The organism is Haloferax sp. Q22 (assembly GCF_001482285.1).
GTDB lineage: Archaea > Halobacteriota > Halobacteria > Halobacteriales > Haloferacaceae > Haloferax.
The window spans coordinates 181,968-201,838 of sequence record NZ_LOEP01000032.1 but is presented as its reverse complement, the minus strand read 5'-3'; the positions used below and the strand labels follow the sequence as shown (position 1 = coordinate 201,838).

Below are 19,871 nucleotides of genomic sequence, written 5' to 3'. Positions count from 1 at the left end.
CCGGTGGCCGCGTGCGTCCAGTCTACCGGTCCCGACCGAGCGAAGGTGAAACCTTCAAGCATCGCTGAACTAACCCGACGGACATGGCACTCATCGACACCGTGATGGCAACGCTCCATCTCGTCGTCGGCGGTCTCTGGACGGGGAGCGTCCTCTTTTTCGCGCTCGCCGTGCTGCCGACCGCCCGCGCCGGGAACATCCGCGCCGCCGCGTTCGAATCGGTCGTCTCGCGCCTGACGATGTGGTCCCGCGGGGCCTCGCTCGTGATGTTCGCGACCGGCGGCCACCTCGCCGGCACGCGCTACACCGCCGAGAGCCTGTTCGGCACCGGCCGCGGCCACCTCGTCCTCGGGATGCTCGCGCTCTGGTTCGTCCTGACCGGCCTCGTCGAAGTCGGCCGGTCCCGCGCGAAAGACGGCCTCGCAGAGAAGAAGGTCCGAACGCCCGCCGAGAAGGCCGCACCGTTCTACCTCGGTGCCGCGCTCGTCGCCGTTCTCCTCCTCGTCGACGCCGGCCTGCTCCTCAACTGACGCCGTCCCCGACTCCCGAGGGCTCCGTAGAGTATCTATATCTACATTCTAAAATATATATTTTGTACGACATGTTTATCATCTCGGTCCGGGTGAGTCCACGTGTATGCATGGGGACGAGACGCGCGCCACCGAGTCGCCGCTTCGAATCGAGTTGTGTCCCGACACCGGGCGGATACGCGTCCACCGGGAGACTGCGCTGGGGACGTTCACGCGGACCATCGACCGATGAGCCCAGACGCCCCGCCGACCATCGGGGAGACGCCGGTCGGGAAGTCGGCCGAGCAAGGTCCCGGCCCGGTGCTCGCGCGCCTCGGCCGGCCGGTCTCGGAGACGCCGACCCGGCTCGCGGTCGTCGCCGACCCGCACGTCACCCCGACGGGGTCCGGCACGTGGAAAGTCTACCACCGGAGCGAGACGCGGCTTCGGACCGCCGTCTCGACCATCGCCGACCTCGACGTCGACGCGACGGTCCTCCTCGGCGACCTGACCCGCGACGGCCGCCCCGAGGAGTACGACGTGGTCGACGAAATCCTCCGCGACCTGCCGGGGCCGCGGGTCGCGGTGCCCGGCAACCACGACGTGCCGAAGCGCTGGGACGACTACGACGCCCCGACGCCGGCCGAGTTCGCGGCGCGCTACGCCGACGACGCCCTCCCGTTCGTCCGCCGGGTTGGCGGCGTCGATATCATTGGCCTCGACTCCGCCAGCGGCGGCCCGGACCTCGCCCTCACCGACACCCACGAGGGGGCCGTCCCCGACTCCCAACTCCGCTGGCTCGACACCGTCCTCGCTGACGCGACGACCCCGGTCGTCGTCCTCCACCACAACGTCTTCCACCCCCGCCGCCACACCGGCCAGTTCCCCGACGCCGACTTCTACCAACTCCGCAACGCCGACGAACTCGCCGCGGTCCTCGCGCGCCACGACGTGCCGCTCGTGCTCTCCGGGCACATCCACTGGCCCGCGACGGCCGTGAGAGCCGGCGTCCGCGAACTCATCGCTCCGGCGACCTGCTCGTTCCCGCAGTCGTTCGTCGTGGTCGACATCGACCGCCGCGGGACGACCGTCCGACTCGTCCCGCTCGCGGGGCCGAAGGGCATGGCCGAGGCCTACACGCTCGCCGCCAGCGGGGCCGCCCACGGACAGGGCATCGCCGCGCACGCCGACCGCGGACAGCTGTCGGCGCTCCCGCTCGTCGATGAGCGGACGCCGCCGAGGCGGGTCGTCGGCTCGGACGTTCCGGGGGCGGTTCGATGGCGGTGAGCCTCGACCGCCTCGCCGACGCCCGCAGCGCCCTCCGAGCCGAGCGCCGCCGTTGCGTGGACGAACGCGAGGCGTTCCGGGCGTTTCGCCGTGAGGTCGCCGCGTCGCAGGCGACGGCATCGACTCCGAATCAAGCCCCAGCGGCCGCGACGCTCGTCGGCCAGCGGAGCGGGCGGGGCGGAACCGACGCCGCACTCTCCGGCCTGCGCCGGAGCTACGAGCGGACCGTGATGTCGGTCCCGCACTACGACGAGGAGTACGGCGACTCCTTCGAGGAGAGCCTCGCCGCCGAGTTCGGCCCGGACGTTGCGACCGCGTTCCGGTCGGCGAACGTCCTCTCGCCGCCGCTCCGGCGCACAGTCGCAGCGGCGGCCGCGTCGTCGCTGGACGAGCGCGAGCAGTTCATCGAGGTCGTCGACGAGGAAGCCAAGTCGGTGGCGTCGATGCGCGGCGAGGTCGAAGCCCTCCTCGGGCGACTCGACGACCTCGACCGAACGCCGCTTTCCGAACGCGGCTTCGACGCGCTGTTGGCGCTCTACGAGGACCTCTCGTCGCTCCGCGAGCGGCTCTCGGACCTCGTCGCGGCGCGACAGGAGACGATTTGCCACCACCGGCGGGCGCTCTCCGGGCTGGTGCCGGACGTGACGGAGTTCCTCTACGCCGACCTGTCGGTCCGGTACCCGGTGCTCGCGACGCTTGCGGAGGTCGGCGCGACGTTCGACACCGCGACCCGCCGGGTCGAACGCCGCCTCGCCGCCACACCGTAGGCCGATTCTCACGGCCACAGTTATTTACCCGTTCGAAGAGACGCCGGAGTATACGATGTTCACGCGCTCGGAGGGATTCCCGTGAATCGCCTCCACCCCCGTATCCGTCTTCTCTGGGTCGCCCGAGCGGTCGTGTTCGCGCTCGTCGTCGGCGGCGTGGCGGCCGCGGCGACGTTGTTCGCGCCCGTCTCGATACCTTCGTACGTCCCCGTCGCGGTCGGCGTCGTCTTCCTCGTCGTCGGCGTCGCCTTGGCCCTGCTCCGGTATCGGGCCTGGGGTTACGAGGTCCGCGACGACTCGCTGTATCTCCAGCGCGGCGTCCTCACCAAGGTCAACACCGTCGTCCCGTTTGTCCGGGTCCAGCACGTCGATTCGACCCGCGGCCCGCTCGAACGGCTCGTCGGCCTCGCGTCGACCGTCGTCTACACCGCCGGCTCCCGCGGCGCTGACGTGTCGATTCCCGGACTGACGCCGGAGGGCGCGGAAGACCTCCAAGACCGACTGAAGCGCCTCGCAATCGCGTCCGAGGGCGACGACGCGGTATGACCCGGCTGTCGCCGCTCTCGGTTCTCTACCGGGCGGTCCAGCGCAGCGCCAGCATCGTCTTCGCGCTCGCCTTCTTCGCCTTCACCGGCGGAACCGCCTTCGGCGGTTTCCTCGGCGGCCTCGGCTCCGTCGCGCTCGTTGGCGTCGCCGTGATCGCCATCGCGGGCTACGAACTCGCCTACTTCCGCCGGTTCGAATACGAACTCACGCCGGACACGCTGGACATCCGCTCGGGCGTATTCTCCCGGCGCAACCGCGAGATTCCCTACCGGCGCATCCAGAACGTCGACATCTCCCGCAACGTCGCCCAGCGACTGGTCGGCATCGCCGCCGTGAACCTCGAAACCGCCGGTGGCGGCGAGACCGAGGGCAGTCTCCGCTTCGTCAGCTACGAGGAAGCCCGCCGCATCCAGTCGGAGGTCGCCCGCCTGAAACGCGGCGACACCGACGGCGACGCGCCCGAGCCCGAACAGGAACTACTGTTCGAACTGACGCCCCGAGAGTTGGCCATCGTCGGCGCACTGTCGTTCGACCTGCGGCTGCCCGGGCTGGTCTTCGTGTTCGGGTCGACCGCCTTCCCCATCGTCGCCTCGTACGTGGACGTGCCGGTCCCCGCCGGGAGCGTCGCGGCCGCGGGCGTCGGCGTCGTCGCGCTGGGACTCCTCGTCGCGCTCGTCTCGTGGGCCGCCGGCTTCGCCTCCGCGGTGGTGAACTACTACGGCTTCCGGCTGACCCGCGTCGGCGACGAACTCCAATACGAGCGCGGCCTCCTCCAGCGCTACAACGGATCGATTCCGATCGACAAGCTCCAGACGCTCACCGTCGAGGACAACCCGCTGAAGCGCCGGTTCGGCTACGCGACGCTCCTCGTGGAGACGGCGGGCTACGCCCCGAGTTCCGACGGGTCGAACGGGTCGGGTGGCGGCGGTCGCGGCTCCGAGGCGGCCATCCCGCTTGCGACCCGCGACCGCGTGCTCGGCCTCGTCGCCGACCTCGAAGGCGTCGAGGAGCCGACGTTCGAGAGACCGCCGACGCGCATCCGCCGGCGCTACGCCGTCCGGTACTCACTCGTCCTCGGCGTGGCAACTCTCGCGCTCTACGGGGCGAACCGGTTCCTCCCGCAGGAGATTCCGTGGTTCGTGCCGCTGGCGCTCGTCCCGGTGGCCGTCGTCGCTGGCGCGCTCCAGTGGCGGCACCGCGGCTACGCGCTCGCTGAGGACCACCTCGTCACTCGAAACGGCTTCTGGAAGCGCGAGATGCGCTTTGTCCCCTACTACCGGGTACAGACGGTCATCGAGCGGCGGACGATTTTCCAGCGCCGCTGGCGCGTCTCGACGGTCACGGCGGACACGGCCGGGAGCATCTCCCTCGTCGGCGGCGACGCGACCGCCGTGGACATCGAAGTCGCCGACGCGGCGACGCTTCGGGAGACGCTGAACGACCGCCTCCGCGAGGCGCTTTCGGCGCGCCGCGAGGCCCGACAGCAGTCCCGACAGGCTGCACTCGGCATCCGCGCCGCGGAACCGGACCGCGACGCCGACGAATCGGGCGAACCCGCAGTCGCCGACGCCGAGGCTGACGTGAGCGAGACGCCCGAGTTCGTCGAGGAGGCCGAACCCGCGGCCGCCGAGTCCGTCGAAGACGCGGCGGATGCTGAGGACGCCGAGGTTGCTGAGGACACCGACGAATTCGACGGGGAAGCGGAGGAGACGGCCGACCCCTTCATCTGGGGTGGGTCGGTCGAGTCCGGAGACGACGACGCCACCGAGTCAGACGACGAAACAGGCGACGAACCGTCCGGTGACGGTCGGTGACCGGTGCGAACCCGAACCCTACCGGCGGCGGTGAAAATCGCGACGAGCGGGGAGCTATATAGACGCGCGGGTGCAACGTAACCCAATGACGCGAACAGCGCTGGAGTCGCTCTTGGCCGGAAACGCGCGGCACGTCGAGAGCCTCGGCGTCGACCACTTCGACGGCGTCCGCGAGGCGCAGTCGCCGGCGGTCGTCTCCGTGAGCTGTTCGGACTCTCGCGTCCCCGCCGACGCGGTCTGGAGCGCCGACAGGGCCGGTCAGCTGTTCACGTCGGTCAACGTCGGCAACCAGGTGTGGACCGAGGCCGACGGACGACTCGTCGTCAACGACGCCGTCGGCTACGCGGTCTCGGCGCTCAGGACGACCGACGTGGTTGTCCTCGGCCACACCGGCTGTGGCGCGGTGACGGCCGCCTACGAGACCATCACAGACGGGAGCGTTGGGGACCTGCCCCCGGCGGTCGAAGCCGCCGTCTCCCGACTCGTCCCGCTCGCCGAGGAGGCCCGCGAACTCGGCGTGTTCGACGCGGACACGCCGGGCGGCGAGGCGGTCAACCGACTCGTCGAGTACGCGGTCGTCCGGCAGGTGGAGTACCTCACCGAGAGCGACGAGGTGCCCGAGGCGACCGACTGCTGGGGCTTCGTCTACGACTTCCAGCGCGTCTACGGCGAAGACGACGGCGCGGCCTACCTCGTCGCGGCCAACGGCGAGTCGGACCCCGAGGCGCTCGCCGACGTGGTTCCGACGAGGTTCGAAGAGCGTGTACGGTCGATTCGATAGAAGAGGTTGGCGGGCGGTTCGGTTCGGCTTCGGTTCGGCTTTAGTCGTCCCGAGCGTCGTCGATGACGGTCGAGAACTCGCGGGCCGTCTCGGTGATGGCCTCGAAGTCGCCGTTTTCGATGGCTTCGCCGTCCATGAGCGCGCCGCCCGCGCCGACGACGACCGCGCCGGCCTCGATGTAGTCCGCGGCGTTGTCGAGGCCGACGCCGCCGGTCGGCATCATCGGAATCTGCGGGAGCGGCCCCTTCATGCTCTTGAGGTGGCCGGGGCCGAGCGAGGAGGCGGGGAACACCTTCACGAGGTCAGCGCCCGCCGAGTACGCGTCGGTCGCCTCGGTCGGGGTCATGATACCCGGCGCGACGAGCGTCCCGTAGCGGTTGCAGGTCTCGACGACGCCCTCGTCGAAGTTCGGCCCGACGACGAACTCCGCGCCGGCCAGGATGGCCGCGTTGGCGGTCGGCGCGTCGAGGACGGTCCCGGCGCCGACGATGGCTTCGCGGTCCGAAAAGGACGCCGACACCTCGCGGATGAGGTCCATCGCGTCGGGATTGTCGGCCGTGATTTCGTAGGCGGTGACGCCGCCCTCGTGGAGCGCGTCGGCCACGTCGATGATGGTGTCCGCGTCCGCGCCGCGCATCACCGCGACGACGCCGCTGTCGGCGAGTCGTTGCATGTCCTCGTGTACGTCGAGTGCGACCATTGCTGTCTCGACGTTTACTACAGATAGTATTAAATTGGGGGCCTCGCGGCATCGTTTCGCTCGCACCCCGCGGCCGCCGCCACCGACCGGGTCGCCGCCCGTGACAGTCGTGTTGGCTGTCACCACGCGACACGCTCAAATTCGCTGGGCGCTAACCCGAGGTAAGCGACGCCCCGGCGGTATGTGCCGCCCCGTCGCACCACCATGCCAACGTATCCCGATTTCGAAGCGCTGTACCGCGACGTCATCCCCTCGGTCGTCTCCGTCTACGTCGGCGGCCGCCGCCGACCCGGCGGGGCGGGGAGCGCCTTCGTCTACGACGACCGGCATCTCGTCACCAACGAGCACGTCTCGCGGCTCGCCGACGCCGCAGACGCCGGCCGGGTCGAACTCCGCTTTGCCGACGGGTCGTGGCGCGTCGGCGAGGTCGTCGGCGCGGACGCCTACACCGACCTCGCCGTCGTCGCCGTCGACGACCTGCCCGAAGACGCCGTGGCGCTTCCGCTCGCGGCCGAGAACCCCGCGCCGGGGCGCTCGGTCGCCGCACTCGGCAACCCGTTGGGCCTCGACGGCTCTATCTCGGCGGGTATCGTCTCCGGGTCGAATCGGTCGCTCCCCACCTCGAACGGCTTCGCCATCCCGGACGTGGTCCAGACGGACGCCCCCATCAACCCCGGCAACTCGGGTGGGCCGCTCGTTGGATTCGCCGCCGAGGAACCCGACGGCAACGACGTCGACGCCGCCGCCGACGATGCCGAGTTCGCCTACGAGGTCGTCGGCGTCAACCGCGCTAAACAGGGCGACAACATCGGCTTCGCCGTCTCGCCCGTCATCGCCAACCGCATCCTTCCGGCGCTCGTCGCCGACGGCCGCTATCGCCACTCGTACCTCCGGGCGCGCACTCTCGACGTGACGCCGACCGTCGCCGAGGTGAACGGCCTCGACGCGCCCCACGGCGTCCTCGTCGTCGACGCCGCCGGTACCGACGGCGACGAGGGATTCCTCCACGGCTGTCGCGGGACTGCCGACTACCGCGGCACGGAAGTCCCCGTCGGCGGCGACGTGCTCGTCGCAATCGAGGGCAACCCGGTCCGCACCCACGAGGAACTGATGCGCTACCTCATCACCGAAACGCGCCCCGGCGAACCAGTCGCCGTCGGCATCGTCCGCGAGGGCGACCCGCTGACGCTCGTCGTCGAACTCGACGAGCGCCCCGCCGTCGACCGCGACGACCGGACTGGCGGGGACGGCGGCAGTCGCATCCCCGTGGAGTAAGCGGACCGCAGCCGGACGAGAGAATAGAATTTTGACAGTTCCGGACGAACGTACGACTGTGCCTCCGACATCTACGACGCCGGCCGACGGCGGCTCGAACGTCGTCCCGCCGGACAAATCGCTGTTCGCCGAAATCGCGCCGCTACGGCTCGCCGTCGGCGTCGTCTTCTGTGCGTTCGCCGTCGGCGCGGTCGCGCTCGGCTGGCTCCCGCCGATGAGTGCCGACGTGATCGGCATCGCGCTCCTCTGTGTCGTCTTCCTCGCCGGGGGGTTCGTCCCGTTCAACGAGACGCTCGCGTTCTACGTCGCGCAGGCCGCCGCGTTCCTCGTCTGGGGTGCGCTCCGGTTGGCGGTCGACGGCTTCGACGTGATTCCGCTCCTCTTGGGCGCGGCCGGGGCCGTCGGCCTCGCGATCTACGGTCGGCGGGCGCTCCGCGACGGGCTCAGAGCGTTGGTCTGAGCCGGGTTCGACTCCGGGTTCGACTCACTCCCTAACCGTCAACACCGGCACGTCGGCGAGCCTGACGACCCGTTCCGTTGTGCTCCCGAGAATCGCGTGTTCGAGCCCGGTCCGCCCGTGGGTCGCCATCACCACGAGGTCCGTATCGCCCTCGTCGACCGCGTCGAGAATCTCCCGGTAGGGCACGCCGATCCGGACCGTCGTCTCACAGGGGACGCCCGCGTCCGCGGCGAGCGACGCGACCTCCTCGACCGCCATCTCGGCGGCGTCGCGGAGGCTCGCGCGAACTCGCTCGACCGGCACGTCGGCGGCCGTCCACAGACCGAGGTCGTCGACGTCGATGACCGAGAGGACTCGAATCGACGCCCCGTAGGCACTCGCGAGGTCGATAGCACGACGGGCCGCCGCGAGGGAACGGGCGCTGCCGTCGGTTGGGACGAGAACGGTGTCGTACATGTCACTCTATTGGTGTTCAGGAGGTATCGCTTTTCGCCTCAGTAGCGCGGCCGCCGAGCCGACGCGGTCGCTCAGCGGGTCGGAAAGCGGAGAATGGAGGTCAGCGGAGCCGGTCCGAGCCGGTCGGTGCGAACGCTCAGACGCGGGTTCGGGGCCGGGGAACGACCCGCCGGACGCCCGCGGCGGCCGCGACGAGTAGGCCGCCGAAGAGGACGGACACGAAGAGTTCCGGCGCGACGGTCAGGCCGTCGATACCGCCGAACGTTGCGAACAGCGCGTAGCCGGCGACCGCCGTGAGGACGATGCCGATGACAACCGCGAGGCCGATGCCGGCCTTCATCAAGTCGAGGTTGCTCATGGTCGCTTGGACTTACGCGGGACTACCGAATATAAACGGAGACTGCTTCCCAGCGGCCGGGAAACTATCCGAGCGTCTCCCACGCTATCGTGGGGGTTTTATGCCGATACGCGGGTCGTCGCGTGGCAGGTTTCGCGGGGGCGATACAGAAAATCAGGCGGCGAAACGGCGTCCGGGTCGACGGCTACGCCGCCGACTCCGACCCCTCGCCGTAGAGCCCGTACAGCACGAACAGCAGGGCGAGAAAGAGGAACTCGATGACAGCCACGGCGATAAGCGGGAGCTCCACGTTGAAGAAGCCCGCCACCGTGCGCAGTTCGATGGCGACGGGGACGCTGAACGCGATGAGGATGAGCGCCCGCGCCTTCGTGAGCTTCACGCGACGACCCCCCAGAGGGTGTTGAACGCGCTCGTGACTGTCGTCAACACGAGATCGAAGCCGGCCGAGACCGTCGCCGGGACGGGCAGCCCGCCGCCGAACAGCCCGCCGCCGTTCTGGATGATGCCGGCCAGCGGGAGCGTGTACGCGAGCACGACGAGCACCGCCGCGATACCGGTCCACATCGCGAGGTTGTCGAGGATGCGCGGACTCCCTTCGGGGCCCGAAAGCGGCTCGGGCAGGTAGGAGTCGACCGGGCGGTCGGACTCCTCTCCGAGCGAGGTCAGGAGGATGTTGAACAGGAACAGCACCACCGACAGGAACAGGAGCGTCCCGCCGAGGGCAATCTGCACCCGAAGCTCGAAGATGCTCCCGATGGGCGTCAGGAACTCGAAGTTCTGGTACTGCGGTTCGGCGGTGCGCCGCGGGATGCCGGCGAGGCCGGCGCGGTGCATCGCGTTCGACATGAACACCATGCCGACGAACCACATGATGACCTGCAGGAGGCCGATGGGGCGACTGTAGAGCTTCGTGCCCGTGACCTGCGGGACGAGCCAGTACGACCCGGCCATCATCGTCAGCGCGACGGCCGTGCCGACGGTGAGGTGGAAGTGGCCCGGCACCCACAGCGTGTTGTGGATGAGGTAGTTGATGTTCATCCCGGCGTTGATCATGCCGGAGAAGCCGCCGGCGGCGAACATCGCGCCGGCGAGCGCCATGCCGGTGAACGCGGGGTCGCGCCACGGGAGCGCGCCGAGCCAGCGGAGGTAGCCCTCACCGCCGCGCTGGCGCGCGCCGTGTTCGACGCTGGCGACGACCGTGAAGGCCGTAAGGAGCGACGGGAGGAGCAGGAACATCGTGTTCGTCATGGCGATGAACTTGAAGCCCTCCGCGATGCCCGGGTCGAGGTACTGGTGGTGAATCCCGACCGGGGTCGAAAGCAGGAGGAACAACAGGAACACCACGCGTGCGAGCGGGTCGCTGAACAGCCGCCCGCCCGCGAGCTTGGGGAGCACGGTGTACCAAAGCAGGTACGCCGGCATCAGCCAGAAGTAGACGATTGGGTGGCCGAAGTACCAAAAGAGCGTCCGCGTCAGAAGCGGGTTGACACTCTCGATGAGGCCAAGCGACCACGGGATGAGGAAGAACACCACCGAGACGGCGACGCCAAGGGTGGAGATGTACCACATAATCATGGTCGTGAGGACCATGAACGTCTGCAGCGGGATGCGCTCGTCCGGGTGGTCCTGCCGCCACGCGCGGTAGGAGAGGAACCAGTCCGCGCCGGCGAGCCACGTGCCGACGATGAACATCGCGAGCCCGATGTAGAATATCGGGTGGGCTTGGAGCGGCGCGTAGAACGTGAACAGCACGTCCGCGCTCATGCCGAGGTTCGGGACGAGGCCGCCGAGGATGGCGACGGTGGCCAGAACCGTACCCGTCGTCATCAGGCCGACCCACGCCCACGAGAACAGCGCGCTTTCGGCGGGTCGGTCGAGGCTCCTCGCGACCGCCCAGTGGAACACCCCACAGAGGAAGAAGATGGTGAAGACGATGGCGAGCAGCACGCCGTGGCCAGTCAGCAACGTGTAGTAGTCCGCGGAGTCGATGACGCGGAGGACGTTCGTCCGGTGGAGCGCCTGAATGAGCCCGAAGAAGGCGCCGATGCCGAGCGAGACGAACGCGATGAGGAAACTCGCCTTGATAATCGCCGCCTCGTCGGGGAACGTATCGACGAACTCGCTACCGCCGGATTCGGTCGCCATCAGTTCTCAGCCTCCCCTTGCGCCTGCTGTTGTTCGTACCAACTGTCGAATGCTTCCTGTTCCATAACCACAATCTTCCCTTCCATCACGTGGTGGCCGGAGCCACAGTACTCGTTGCACAGCATCCCGTACTCGCCCGGTTCGCCGAACTCGACGGTGAACTCCGCGACCTGCCCGGGGATGGCCATCGTGTTCGCGTTCGTGCCGACGACTTCGAAGCCGTGGATGACGTCGGCGGCGGTCACGTGGAACGTGACCGTGCTGCCGGCGGGAACCCGGAGCGGTTCGGTCGTGCCGGGTTCGAAGACGAACTGGCGAGCGACGACGTACACGTCGTAGCTGTTCTCACCGTTCCGTTCGATGCCGGGGTCGCCGAACTTCGGGTGCTGGTCGAGCGTCGCCGGGTCGACCGTGCCGCCCTTGTCGTCTATCATGTCGATACCCGCGCCGGCGGCCCCGTAGGTAATCGTCCCGATGAACCCGACGATGAGGACGAGCGCCAGCGCCAACCAGAGTTTCTCGTAGGCGTGTATCTCCATCTATCCCACCACCGTGAGACCCCGTCCGAGGAACTCGACGAAGTACATGAACACCCACATGCCGATGAGAATCGCCATGTAGATGAGGACGAGCACGAGCGTCCCGACCGGGTCGAAATCGTCGTGTCCGAGTTCGCGAACGATGCCGTCGTCGGCCGTCCCGACGATGGAGTCGACCGGGGGGTCTGCCTGCCCGGAATCACCTTGGGAATCCGCGTTTGCTGGCACGCCTCCGTCGGTGGAAACGCGCGCGGCAGAGGACGCGGCTCCCTCTGCTGTCGAATCAACGGCCATACCCGGTCATGAGGAATAACGGGACTTTAACGCAACACCCCATTCCAACGCGGTGGGAATAGGCGAAATCAGAAACACCGTGGTCGCGAATGGACCGGTATGGAACTCACGCCACGACGCGCCGGAACCGTCGCACTGCTCGCGCTCTTGCCAGCGGTCATCTTCGGCGTGACGAAAAACCCCCTCGCGGGCGTCGTCACGGCCGTCAACGTGCTTCTCATCTCCGCAGTCATCTACTTCCTCATGAGCCCGACCGAGGGCGGACACGGCCACGACGGCGACGCCGACCCCGAGACCGACGGCGAACACGCCGCGTGAGATGGACGGCGGCATCTCGCTCGGACTGCCGGCCGCGACGCCCGAGGCCGTCGCGTTCCTCCTCGTCGGCCTCTTCGGTGGGGCACACTGCCTCGGGATGTGCGGCCCGCTCGTCAGCGTCTACGCCGACCGCCTCGCCGACCGCGAGGGCGTCGATAGCCGGTCGCTCACCGTCCGGCAGGTCCGCCAACACGCCCTGTTCAACGTCGGGCGGGCGCTGAGCTACGCGGCCATCGGTGCCACCTTCGCCCTCGTCGGCGGCCTGTTTTTCGACGCGTTCGACTCGGTAGCCGCCGTCGGGAGCGGCGTCCGCGCGACGACCGGCCTGCTTGTCGGGACCGCCATCATTCTCACCGGCGTCGGCTACCTCGTCGGCCAGTCGGCCGCTATCGACCGATTCACACCGACCGCGGTCACGCGCCTGTTCGGCCGCGTCAGCGGGTGGGCGACCGCCCGCGTAGACAGACTCGTCGGCGGGCCGCGAATCCTCGGTCTCGGAGCGATTCACGGCCTGCTCCCGTGTCCAATCATCTACCCGGCGTACCTCTACGCCTTCTCGACGGGCGAACCGCTCCGGGCCGCCGCCCTACTCGGCCTGCTCGGCCTCGGGACGATTCCGACGCTGTTCCTCTACGGGACGCTTCTGGGCCGCGTCTCGGCGCGCCGGCGGGCGACGCTCCACCGAGCGCTCGGGGCGGCGTTCCTCGTCCTCGGCTACATCCCGCTGTCGCACGGGCTGATGCTTCTGGGCGTGTCGGTCCCGCACCTTCACGTGCCCTTCTACCAACCGTTGTGATGATGTCGACGACGACGCGGTCACGCGGGTCGGCCGGCGGCGGAAGCGACGCCGGAACTGACGACGAGGGCTGTGACCTCTGTGGCCTGCCGACGCCGACGCCGCCCGTCACCGACGACGAGGTGGACGGCGAGTTCTGCTGTCGCGGCTGTCTCGAAATCACCCGCGCGCTCGGCGACGCGGCGAGCGCCGACCCCGAGACGGTCAAGCGCGAACTCGCGGGCGAGACCGACGAGGTGCCCGACGACGCCGAGCGGACGTACATGGCCGTCGACGGGATGCACTGCGCCACCTGCGAGGCGTTCGTCTCCGGGACTGCGCGGACCTGCGAGGGCGTCTACGCCGCGGAGGCGAGTTACGCCAACGACATGGTCCGCGTCACCTACGACCCGGAGACCGCCGATTTGGACGGACTGTCGGGGACGCTGGCCCGCTACGGCTACGGCACGCGCGACCCCGAGGAGCGCGAGGCGGCCGAGCGCTCCGACAATCAGGTCGCGCGGTTCGTCATCGGCGGCGGCGTCTTCGGCATGATGGTGATGCTGTGGTACGTCCTGTTTCTGTACCCGACCTACGTCGGCTTCCAACCGGTCGTCGAACTCGGGGTGTTCGACGGCATCTACATCCTCGGCAACATCTGGGTGATGACCTCCATCGTCCTGTTCTACACCGGCTTTCCCATCCTCCGCGGGGCGCTCGTCAGCCTCCGCGCCGGTCAGCCGAACATGGACCTGCTCGTGTCGCTGGCCGCGACGAGCGCCTACGTCTACTCGACAGCGGCCGTCCTCGTCGGCGAGACCCACGTCTACTTCGACGTGACCGTCGCCATCATCCTCGTCGTCACGCTCGGCAACTACTACGAGGACCGCATCAAGCGGAAGGCCGCCGGGATGCTCTCGGACCTCGCGGCCTCGCGGGTCTCCGAGGCCCGCCGCAGAGTCGCGGGGGACGCTGAGGGTGCCGGTGACACCGCCGTCGAGATGGTCGCGCTCGACGCGCTCGAACCGGGCGACCTCGTGGAGGTCCGGCCGGGCGAGCGCATTCCCGTCGACGGGACAGTCCGCGAGGGGGCCGCCGCGGTCGACGAGGCGCTCGTCACCGGCGAGTCGATGCCGCGGACGAAGCGCCCCGGCGACGACGTGCTTGGCGGGACCGTCGTCACCGACCGCCCACTCGTCGTCGCGGTCGGCGAGGACGCGACGAGCACGCTCGACCGGCTGGTCGAACTGCTCTGGGACATCCAGAGCGCCCGCTCGGGCGTCCAGCGCCTCGCCGACAAACTGGCGACCATCTTCGTCCCGACGGTGCTCGTCCTCGCCGCCGTCGCCTTCGGCTTGACGCTCGTCCGCGGCGGCACGCCGACCGACGCGCTCCTCATCGGCCTCACGGTCCTCATCGTCTCGTGTCCCTGTGCGCTCGGCCTCGCCACGCCGCTGGCGGTCGCCTCGGGCATCAAGGAGGCCGCGAGTCGGGGCATCGTCATCGCCTCCGAGGCCGTCTTCGAGGCCGTCCCCGACGTGGACGTGGTCGTCTTCGACAAGACCGGGACGCTCACCGACGGCGACATGGCGGTCCTCCGGGTCGTCGGCGACAGCGGAACCGCCGCCCTCGCCGCGGCCGCCGCGCTGGAACGCTTCTCCGCGCACCCGCTCGCGACCGCCGTCGTGGAGACGGCCGAAGACCGAATCGAGGCGGCGGACGCGAACGCGTCGATTCCCGACGTTTCGGCCGACGACGTGACCGTCCACGACCGCGGCGTCTCCGGCCGAGTCGACGGCGAGCGCGTCGTCGTCGGCCACCCCTCGCTCCTCCGCGACGAGGGCGTGACGCTCGCACCGGGTCACGAGGCCGCGGTCGAAGCCGCCCGCGACGAGGGCGCGGTTCCCGTCGTCGTCGGGTGGGCCGGGCGCTCTCGGGCGGTGCTCGTCGTCGGCGACGAACCGCGGGCCGCGTGGGACGACGTGGTCGCCGCCGTCGCCGACAACGGCCGCCGCGAGGTCGTGGTGCTCACCGGTGACTCCGAGCGCGCCGCGCGGCGCTTCCGCGAGCACCCGGACGTGACAGACGTGTTCGCGGGCGTCCCGCCGGAGGCGAAAGCCGAGACGGTCGAACGCCTCCGCGCCCGGGGCACCGTGGCGATGGTCGGCGACGGGAGCAACGACGCGCCCGCGCTCGCCGCCGCCGACATCGGCATCGCGCTCGGCACGGGGACGGACATCGCGGGCGACGCCGCCGACGCGGTGCTCGTCGGCCGCGACATCGACGCGATTCCGGAGGTGTTCTCGCTTTCGACCGGAGTGAACCGCCGCATCCGCGGCAACCTCGCGTGGGCGTTCGGCTACAACGCGGTCGCCATCCCACTGGCCGCCCTCGGCGTGCTCAACCCGCTTTTCGCCGCCGTCGCCATGGGCACGTCGAGCCTGCTCGTCGTCGCCAACTCGGCGCGGTCGCTCGACTGAGTCGCCTTCCCGAGACGGTCGCCGAAAGCGGACCAATCAAGTCACTCCGCCCCGTCGGGAACGATAATGACAGACGACCCCTTCTCGCTCGCCGTTCCGGAGGGGTGGACCGTCGAGACCGACGTGGACACCGACGAGGCGAGCGCTAAGACCGTCTACGAGTCGCCCGACTCGGACCGACGCGTCACCATCACCGAGTTCGCGCGGGGACTGACGCTCTACTGGTGGGTCGATATCTTCGCCTTCGCCGACGGCGAGTGGCACCGCCGGGAAGTGGGACTCGGTGACTCCTACCGAGACACGAACGCCGTGAGCGACGCCGCGCAGGACGCCCTCGACCGACTCGCGTCGTCCGGGTCCGGCAAGCGAGTCGAGTCGGTAGCCGACGACTGATTTATCAGGGCCGCAGAACGACCGGAACGCATGTACCTCGTCGCTTACGACGGCTCTCGACTGGCGAACGCGGCGCTCGATAGCGCCGCGAAATTCGCGTCGGCCACCGGTCACGACGTGCTCGCCGTCGCCGTGGTCCCCGACGACTCGGCGTACGCCGTCGAGGCGGGGTGGGTCCCGTCGCGGGAGGTTTTCGACCGACAGACCGTCGTCGGAGAACTCCACAAAACCGCGGTCGACATCGCGCCGTCGGCGTCGTTTCAGGCAGTCTCAGTCGGCAAGAACCCTGCGCCGGGAAACATCGTTTCGAAGCTCAGGACAGTCGCGTCTGAGACGGACGCGACCGTCATCTTCGTCGGGAGCGAGAACGCGGGCCGCGTCGTCGTCCCGCTCGTCAGCGTCGGCGGGAACGTCGCCAGCGACGACGCCCACGACGTGCACATCGTCCGCCACGCGCCCCCGGAGATTCACAGGCGGTTCCCCAAGTCCCACTTCTATCTCCCCTGACGCCGCTCGGGGTCGGCGGACGCCGTCGTCGAGCCACCGTTTCATGTGTCGCGGCCGCGAACATCAGGTATGCGAGATATCAGGTACGTTTACACCGTCGGGACCGACCCGGAGACCGTCTCCGAACGGCTGTCGAACGCTTCGTCGGGCGTGCTGTCGCTGGCCGACGGCGGGCGCTCCTACGCGATTCCCGCGCACGTCTCCTACGACGCCGAGGGGGGTCGGCTCCTGTTCCGCCTCACCGACGACGGGCGAAGCGAGAAGTTCGCGTTCATCGAGGAGACCGAGGAGGCGACGTTCGTCTGCTACGAGGACGCGGGCAAAGACTCGTGGAGTATCATGGCTCGCGGCCCGATTCGCGTCCTCCCGGACGACGAGCGACCGGATGCGACGACCATCAACGAACTGTTCGGCGGCGTCCGCGTGTTCGACGAGGAGGTCGACGACCTCGAGTTCCACCTCGTCGAACTCGAACTCGACGAGTTGACGGGGCGCGAAACCGCCAGATGAACCGCCTCGCGGCCGAGACCCGTCGGAAGGGGTCGTCGCCGCGGCGGGAGGACGGACACTCCCTGAGCGGGAGCCGAGTCAGTAGAGCCCGACGATCGGCTCGTCGGCGGCGAGGGAGGTCGCCACGACCCGGTCGACGCGCGGGTGTTCGCGGAGCCATCTGGCGATTTCCTCGGCCGTCTCGGCCAGTCGCTCGTCGTCGACCATGTTGAGCACCGGGACGACCCGCGCCGTCTCGGGCACGTCTTTCATCCCGCCGCAGTCGTTCGACAGCACGGCGGCCACGTCCCACTCGGATATCGGGTCGCCGACGGCCGTGCCCGACACGTCGGAGACGAGTTCCGGCCGGTGGACGCGCTCGTCGGAAAGCGCCTCACCGACGACCCGGACGCTGGCGACCGGGCAGACGAGGTCGGCCGTGTCGGGGAGTTGCGGTTCGTCCTCGCCGGGCGCTTTCAGCCAGCGCGACCGCGCCCCGTCGGCCTTGACGAGCACCACGTCGTCGCTGGCGCGCGCGATTCGGTCGACCGTCGCCGGGTCGTAGCCGCGGTAGCGGTCGGTCCGTTCGCGCTCCGGGACGAGGCCGAGCGGGCGGGTCTGCGTCTCGGCGACGGCGGTCTCGGGGTCGTCCGTGACGACGACCTCGGCCACCTCGTCGTCGAAGATGGGGATGCGGACGGTGCTCGTGACCACGCCGTCGAGGTCGCGGGCGAGCCGATAGAGCAGCGATTTCTTACCGCCCGCGCCGACGGCGCAGACGAGGTCGTCCGGGCCGATGCCGAGGGCGTCGGCCAGCGTCGGGAGCGACGCGGGGGGCGCGGACGGGTCGTCAGTCATCGACCGCCACCCCCGACTCGGCCGTCACGCGGACGGCGCTGTGTTTGTACTCCGGTATCTTCGCGGTCGGGTCCAGCGCGTCGCCGGTCAACCGGTTCACGAGCGGCTCCGCGTAGTGGAACGTGGCGAAGACGGTCCCGCGGCGGACCGCGGGCGTCACCTCGGCCGCGACCCGGATTTCGCCGCGGTCGTTTTCGACGCGGACGGTCGCCCCGTCTTCGATGCCGCGGGCGGCGGCGTCGTCGGGGTGAATCTGCAGGCTGTCCTCGCCGCGCATCCGCATCAGCACGCCCGAGCGGCGGGTGAGCGCGCCGCTGTTGAAGTGCTGGAGGACGCGCCCTGTCACGAGGACGAGTTCGCCGTCGGCGACGGAGTCGGCCGGGGCGACGTGTTCGACAACCCGGAACGGTGCGGTCTTCGACCCCGATTCGAACGCGTCGGCGTGGAGGACGGCAGTCCCCTCGGTCGCGCCAACCGGGAACGGCCAGCGCTGGCTCCCCGTTCCGATACCGTCGTACGACATGCCGGCGTAGATGGGCGTCACCCGCCGGAGTTCGTCGAAGACGCCCTCGGGGGTCGCGGGCGCGTCGAGGCCGGCCACGCGGGCGGCGAACTCCCGGAGGATGTCGAGGTCGGCGCGGGCGTCCCCCGGCGGCGCGACGTTCCGGTTCATCCGGATGACCTGTCGGTCGGTGTTCGTCACCGTCCCCGACTTCTCGGCCCAGACGCTCCCGGGAAGCACTACGTCCGCGAATTCGGCCGTCTCGGTCGGGAACACGTCGTGGACGACGCAGAAGTCGAGCGCCTCGAACGCCTCGCGAACGCGGTTCGCGTTCGGCTCTGTCACGGCGGGGTTCTCGCCGAAGACGTAGGCCGCCCGCACCTCGTCGCCGAAGCGGTGGGTCGCTTCGACCTCCGTGAGTCCCGGGAGAGCGGGCGGTTCGAACCCCCACACGTCGGAAACGGCGGCGCGGGCGTCGTCGTCGGTGACGGGGCGATACCCCGGTAAGACGTTCGGGAGCGCGCCCACGTCGCCCGCGCCCTGCACGTTGTTCTGCCCGCGGAGGGGGTTGACGCCGGTCCCTGCCTTCCCGACGTTGCCGGTCAGGAGCGGGAGGTTGATGAGCGCCTGCACGTTGTCGGTGCCGTAGTGGTGTTGGCTCATCCCCATGCCGGTGAAGATAGCCGCGCGGCCAGCCTCGCCGTAGGCTCTCGCCGCGGCGCGGAGGTCGGCGGGGTCGACGCCGGCGCGCTCGGCTTCCGCGTCGATATCGACCACCGAGAGGTGTTCGCGGAGCGCCGCGAACCCCGTGGTTCGCTCGGCGACGAACGCCTCGTCGACCAGTCCCTCCTCGACGATGACGGCGGCCATCGCGTTGAGAAGCGGAATGTCGAACCCCGGCTTCACCGGGAGGTGGATGTCCGCCGCCTTCGTCGTCTGGTTCTCGCGCGGGTCGACGTGAATCATGGTCGTCCCCGACTTGAGCGCCGGAAGCAGGTACGACCGGAAGATGACCGGGTGCTGTTCGGCGGGGTTCGCGCCGGTCACGAGGAACACGTCGGCCTCCCCGAGGTCCGAAAGCGAGTTCGTCATCGCGCCCGCGCCGAAGCGGTCGCCCATCGCCGCCACCGTCGAGGCGTGACAGAGCCGCGCGCAGTTGTCGATGTTGTTCGTCCCGAGCGCCCGCGCCGTCTTCTGGAGCAGGTAGTTCTCCTCGTTCGTGCAGTTCGACGACGAGAAGAAGAACACAGAGTCCGGCCCGTGGTCGGCGACGACGCGCGAGAACTCGCGTTCGATGCGGTCGAACGCCTCGTCCCACGTTGCCTCGACGAGCCGGCCGTTCACTCGCACCAGCGGGGTGGTCAGGCGCTCGTCGTGTTCGACCACGTCCCACGCCGCGGCCCCCTTGGGACAGAGTTCGCCCCGCGTGTTGACCGGGCCGTGCCACCCGACAGCGCTCCCGCGGTCGGCGTCGTAGCGGATGCCACAGCCGACGCCGCAGTACGGACAGACGCTCTCGCTCGATGCCGCCACCCGCTCAGGCACGCTGACACACCACACACATGGTCGAACGTGCGACCCGAACGATATTCATCGTACCGCCGACTGCGGCGGGATG

24 protein-coding genes are annotated in these 19,871 nt (G+C 69.4%); 15 read left to right on the top strand and 9 right to left on the bottom strand.

What is annotated here, in order from left to right; genetic code table 11:
• Nucleotides 1-83 precede the first annotated feature (83 nt).
• The 7 genes from AM590_RS14840 (at nucleotide 84) to AM590_RS14815 (ending at nucleotide 5,704) form a co-directional block, all read left to right on the top strand.
• The gene (locus tag AM590_RS14840) at nucleotides 84-530 is read left to right on the top strand and encodes a hypothetical protein (protein WP_058828145.1); all 447 of its coding nucleotides are present in this window, start codon (nucleotides 84-86) and stop codon (nucleotides 528-530) included.
• Between the two features lie 106 nt (nucleotides 531-636).
• Nucleotides 637-762 carry a hypothetical protein gene (locus AM590_RS21295; protein ID WP_004043988.1) on the top strand — a complete coding sequence of 42 codons (126 nt, stop codon included), beginning with the start codon at nucleotides 637-639 and terminating at the stop codon, nucleotides 760-762.
• Nucleotides 759-1,796 (top strand): metallophosphoesterase, encoded by a 1,038-nt coding sequence (locus AM590_RS14835; RefSeq protein ID WP_058828144.1) that lies wholly within the window; start codon nucleotides 759-761, stop codon nucleotides 1,794-1,796. Before AM590_RS21295 ends, AM590_RS14835 begins: the two co-directional genes overlap by 4 nt.
• Nucleotides 1,787-2,563, top strand: coding sequence for a hypothetical protein (locus tag AM590_RS14830; RefSeq protein ID WP_058828143.1), 777 nt, complete (start codon nucleotides 1,787-1,789; stop codon nucleotides 2,561-2,563). The genes AM590_RS14835 and AM590_RS14830 overlap by 10 nt, the downstream gene beginning before the upstream one ends.
• 81 nt (nucleotides 2,564-2,644) lie before the next feature.
• Nucleotides 2,645-3,109 carry a PH domain-containing protein gene (locus tag AM590_RS14825; protein ID WP_058828142.1) on the top strand — a complete coding sequence of 155 codons (465 nt, stop codon included), beginning with the start codon at nucleotides 2,645-2,647 and terminating at the stop codon, nucleotides 3,107-3,109.
• Complete coding sequence (locus AM590_RS14820; RefSeq protein WP_058828141.1) at nucleotides 3,106-4,923, top strand: PH domain-containing protein; 1,818 nt, start codon at nucleotides 3,106-3,108, stop codon at nucleotides 4,921-4,923. Before AM590_RS14825 ends, AM590_RS14820 begins: the two co-directional genes overlap by 4 nt.
• 85 nt (nucleotides 4,924-5,008) lie before the next feature.
• The gene (locus tag AM590_RS14815) at nucleotides 5,009-5,704 is read left to right on the top strand and encodes a carbonic anhydrase (RefSeq protein ID WP_058828140.1); all 696 of its coding nucleotides are present in this window, start codon (nucleotides 5,009-5,011) and stop codon (nucleotides 5,702-5,704) included.
• 40 nt (nucleotides 5,705-5,744) lie between these two features.
• Here the strand turns inward: AM590_RS14815 and AM590_RS14810 are convergent, their stop codons facing one another.
• Nucleotides 5,745-6,404: a bifunctional 4-hydroxy-2-oxoglutarate aldolase/2-dehydro-3-deoxy-phosphogluconate aldolase gene (locus tag AM590_RS14810; RefSeq protein WP_058828139.1), complete on the bottom strand. Its 660-nt coding sequence runs from the start codon at nucleotides 6,402-6,404 to the stop codon at nucleotides 5,745-5,747.
• Between the two features lie 204 nt (nucleotides 6,405-6,608).
• Here AM590_RS14810 and AM590_RS14805 point away from each other — a divergent pair, with 204 nt between their 5' ends.
• Nucleotides 6,609-7,679 (top strand): S1C family serine protease, encoded by a 1,071-nt coding sequence (locus AM590_RS14805; protein ID WP_058828138.1) that lies wholly within the window; start codon nucleotides 6,609-6,611, stop codon nucleotides 7,677-7,679.
• Nucleotides 7,680-7,737: 58 nt separating this feature from the next.
• Complete coding sequence (locus AM590_RS14800) at nucleotides 7,738-8,139, top strand: hypothetical protein (RefSeq protein WP_058828137.1); 402 nt, start codon at nucleotides 7,738-7,740, stop codon at nucleotides 8,137-8,139.
• A gap of 24 nt (nucleotides 8,140-8,163) precedes the next feature.
• On the opposite strand, the gene AM590_RS14795 is transcribed toward AM590_RS14800, so the two are convergent.
• From AM590_RS14795 to AM590_RS14770, 6 genes are all read right to left on the bottom strand, one after another.
• Nucleotides 8,164-8,595, bottom strand: coding sequence for a universal stress protein (locus AM590_RS14795; protein WP_058828136.1), 432 nt, complete (start codon nucleotides 8,593-8,595; stop codon nucleotides 8,164-8,166).
• 136 nt (nucleotides 8,596-8,731) lie between these two features.
• Nucleotides 8,732-8,953 (bottom strand): hypothetical protein, encoded by a 222-nt coding sequence (locus AM590_RS14790; RefSeq protein ID WP_058828135.1) that lies wholly within the window; start codon nucleotides 8,951-8,953, stop codon nucleotides 8,732-8,734.
• Nucleotides 8,954-9,137: 184 nt separating this feature from the next.
• Nucleotides 9,138-9,332 (bottom strand): hypothetical protein, encoded by a 195-nt coding sequence (locus AM590_RS14785; RefSeq protein WP_004971074.1) that lies wholly within the window; start codon nucleotides 9,330-9,332, stop codon nucleotides 9,138-9,140.
• Nucleotides 9,329-11,098 (bottom strand): b(o/a)3-type cytochrome-c oxidase subunit 1, encoded by a 1,770-nt coding sequence (locus AM590_RS14780; RefSeq protein WP_058828134.1) that lies wholly within the window; start codon nucleotides 11,096-11,098, stop codon nucleotides 9,329-9,331. The genes AM590_RS14785 and AM590_RS14780 overlap by 4 nt, the downstream gene beginning before the upstream one ends.
• A complete protein-coding gene (locus AM590_RS14775) occupies nucleotides 11,098-11,637 on the bottom strand; it encodes a cytochrome c oxidase subunit II (RefSeq protein ID WP_058828133.1) in 540 nt (179 codons plus the stop codon). The genes AM590_RS14780 and AM590_RS14775 overlap by 1 nt, the downstream gene beginning before the upstream one ends.
• A complete protein-coding gene (locus AM590_RS14770; RefSeq protein ID WP_004044002.1) occupies nucleotides 11,638-11,865 on the bottom strand; it encodes a hypothetical protein in 228 nt (75 codons plus the stop codon).
• Between the two features lie 165 nt (nucleotides 11,866-12,030).
• Here AM590_RS14770 and AM590_RS14765 point away from each other — a divergent pair, with 165 nt between their 5' ends.
• From AM590_RS14765 to AM590_RS14740, 6 genes are all read left to right on the top strand, one after another.
• Nucleotides 12,031-12,249, top strand: coding sequence for a hypothetical protein (locus tag AM590_RS14765; protein ID WP_058828132.1), 219 nt, complete (start codon nucleotides 12,031-12,033; stop codon nucleotides 12,247-12,249).
• 1 nt (nucleotide 12,250) lies between these two features.
• Nucleotides 12,251-13,045: a sulfite exporter TauE/SafE family protein gene (locus AM590_RS14760; protein WP_058828131.1), complete on the top strand. Its 795-nt coding sequence runs from the start codon at nucleotides 12,251-12,253 to the stop codon at nucleotides 13,043-13,045.
• Nucleotides 13,046-13,047: 2 nt separating this feature from the next.
• Complete coding sequence (locus AM590_RS14755; RefSeq protein ID WP_058828225.1) at nucleotides 13,048-15,504, top strand: heavy metal translocating P-type ATPase; 2,457 nt, start codon at nucleotides 13,048-13,050, stop codon at nucleotides 15,502-15,504.
• A gap of 66 nt (nucleotides 15,505-15,570) precedes the next feature.
• Nucleotides 15,571-15,897, top strand: a complete 327-nt coding sequence (locus AM590_RS14750; RefSeq protein WP_058828130.1) for a hypothetical protein — start codon at nucleotides 15,571-15,573, stop codon at nucleotides 15,895-15,897.
• Nucleotides 15,898-15,927: 30 nt separating this feature from the next.
• Nucleotides 15,928-16,404 carry a universal stress protein gene (locus AM590_RS14745; protein ID WP_058828129.1) on the top strand — a complete coding sequence of 159 codons (477 nt, stop codon included), beginning with the start codon at nucleotides 15,928-15,930 and terminating at the stop codon, nucleotides 16,402-16,404.
• 69 nt (nucleotides 16,405-16,473) lie between these two features.
• Nucleotides 16,474-16,914, top strand: a complete 441-nt coding sequence (locus AM590_RS14740; RefSeq protein ID WP_058828128.1) for a pyridoxamine 5'-phosphate oxidase family protein — start codon at nucleotides 16,474-16,476, stop codon at nucleotides 16,912-16,914.
• A gap of 78 nt (nucleotides 16,915-16,992) precedes the next feature.
• Here AM590_RS14740 and yqeC read toward each other — a convergent pair whose 3' ends face one another.
• Nucleotides 16,993-17,751 carry a selenium cofactor biosynthesis protein YqeC gene (gene yqeC, locus AM590_RS14735; RefSeq protein WP_058828127.1) on the bottom strand — a complete coding sequence of 253 codons (759 nt, stop codon included), beginning with the start codon at nucleotides 17,749-17,751 and terminating at the stop codon, nucleotides 16,993-16,995.
• On the bottom strand, nucleotides 17,744-19,786 hold the full coding sequence (gene fdhF / locus AM590_RS14730) for a formate dehydrogenase subunit alpha (RefSeq protein ID WP_058828126.1): 2,043 nt from the start codon (nucleotides 19,784-19,786) through the stop codon (nucleotides 17,744-17,746). The genes yqeC and fdhF overlap by 8 nt, the downstream gene beginning before the upstream one ends.
• Nucleotides 19,787-19,871: the final 85 nt, after the last annotated feature.

What these genes read in the sequence shown, in the direction of transcription:
- AM590_RS14745 (WP_058828129.1), top strand. Translation starts at nt 15,928, where the DNA reads ATGTACCTCGTCGCTTACGACGGCTCTCGACTGGCGAACGCGGCGCTC.
- AM590_RS14815 (WP_058828140.1), top strand. Translation starts at nt 5,009, where the DNA reads ATGACGCGAACAGCGCTGGAGTCGCTCTTGGCCGGAAACGCGCGGCAC.
- AM590_RS14755 (WP_058828225.1), top strand. Translation starts at nt 13,048, where the DNA reads ATGTCGACGACGACGCGGTCACGCGGGTCGGCCGGCGGCGGAAGCGAC.
- AM590_RS21295 (WP_004043988.1), top strand. Translation starts at nt 637, where the DNA reads ATGCATGGGGACGAGACGCGCGCCACCGAGTCGCCGCTTCGAATCGAG.
- AM590_RS14830 (WP_058828143.1), top strand. Translation starts at nt 1,787, where the DNA reads ATGGCGGTGAGCCTCGACCGCCTCGCCGACGCCCGCAGCGCCCTCCGA.
- AM590_RS14765 (WP_058828132.1), top strand. Translation starts at nt 12,031, where the DNA reads ATGGAACTCACGCCACGACGCGCCGGAACCGTCGCACTGCTCGCGCTC.
- AM590_RS14795 (WP_058828136.1), bottom strand. Translation starts at nt 8,595, where the DNA reads ATGTACGACACCGTTCTCGTCCCAACCGACGGCAGCGCCCGTTCCCTC.
- AM590_RS14750 (WP_058828130.1), top strand. Translation starts at nt 15,571, where the DNA reads ATGACAGACGACCCCTTCTCGCTCGCCGTTCCGGAGGGGTGGACCGTC.
- AM590_RS14805 (WP_058828138.1), top strand. Translation starts at nt 6,609, where the DNA reads ATGCCAACGTATCCCGATTTCGAAGCGCTGTACCGCGACGTCATCCCC.
- AM590_RS14835 (WP_058828144.1), top strand. Translation starts at nt 759, where the DNA reads ATGAGCCCAGACGCCCCGCCGACCATCGGGGAGACGCCGGTCGGGAAG.
- AM590_RS14790 (WP_058828135.1), bottom strand. Translation starts at nt 8,953, where the DNA reads ATGAGCAACCTCGACTTGATGAAGGCCGGCATCGGCCTCGCGGTTGTC.
- AM590_RS14810 (WP_058828139.1), bottom strand. Translation starts at nt 6,404, where the DNA reads ATGGTCGCACTCGACGTACACGAGGACATGCAACGACTCGCCGACAGC.
- AM590_RS14740 (WP_058828128.1), top strand. Translation starts at nt 16,474, where the DNA reads ATGCGAGATATCAGGTACGTTTACACCGTCGGGACCGACCCGGAGACC.
- AM590_RS14820 (WP_058828141.1), top strand. Translation starts at nt 3,106, where the DNA reads ATGACCCGGCTGTCGCCGCTCTCGGTTCTCTACCGGGCGGTCCAGCGC.
- AM590_RS14775 (WP_058828133.1), bottom strand. Translation starts at nt 11,637, where the DNA reads ATGGAGATACACGCCTACGAGAAACTCTGGTTGGCGCTGGCGCTCGTC.
- yqeC (WP_058828127.1), bottom strand. Translation starts at nt 17,751, where the DNA reads ATGACTGACGACCCGTCCGCGCCCCCCGCGTCGCTCCCGACGCTGGCC.
- AM590_RS14840 (WP_058828145.1), top strand. Translation starts at nt 84, where the DNA reads ATGGCACTCATCGACACCGTGATGGCAACGCTCCATCTCGTCGTCGGC.
- AM590_RS14760 (WP_058828131.1), top strand. Translation starts at nt 12,251, where the DNA reads ATGGACGGCGGCATCTCGCTCGGACTGCCGGCCGCGACGCCCGAGGCC.
- AM590_RS14780 (WP_058828134.1), bottom strand. Translation starts at nt 11,098, where the DNA reads ATGGCGACCGAATCCGGCGGTAGCGAGTTCGTCGATACGTTCCCCGAC.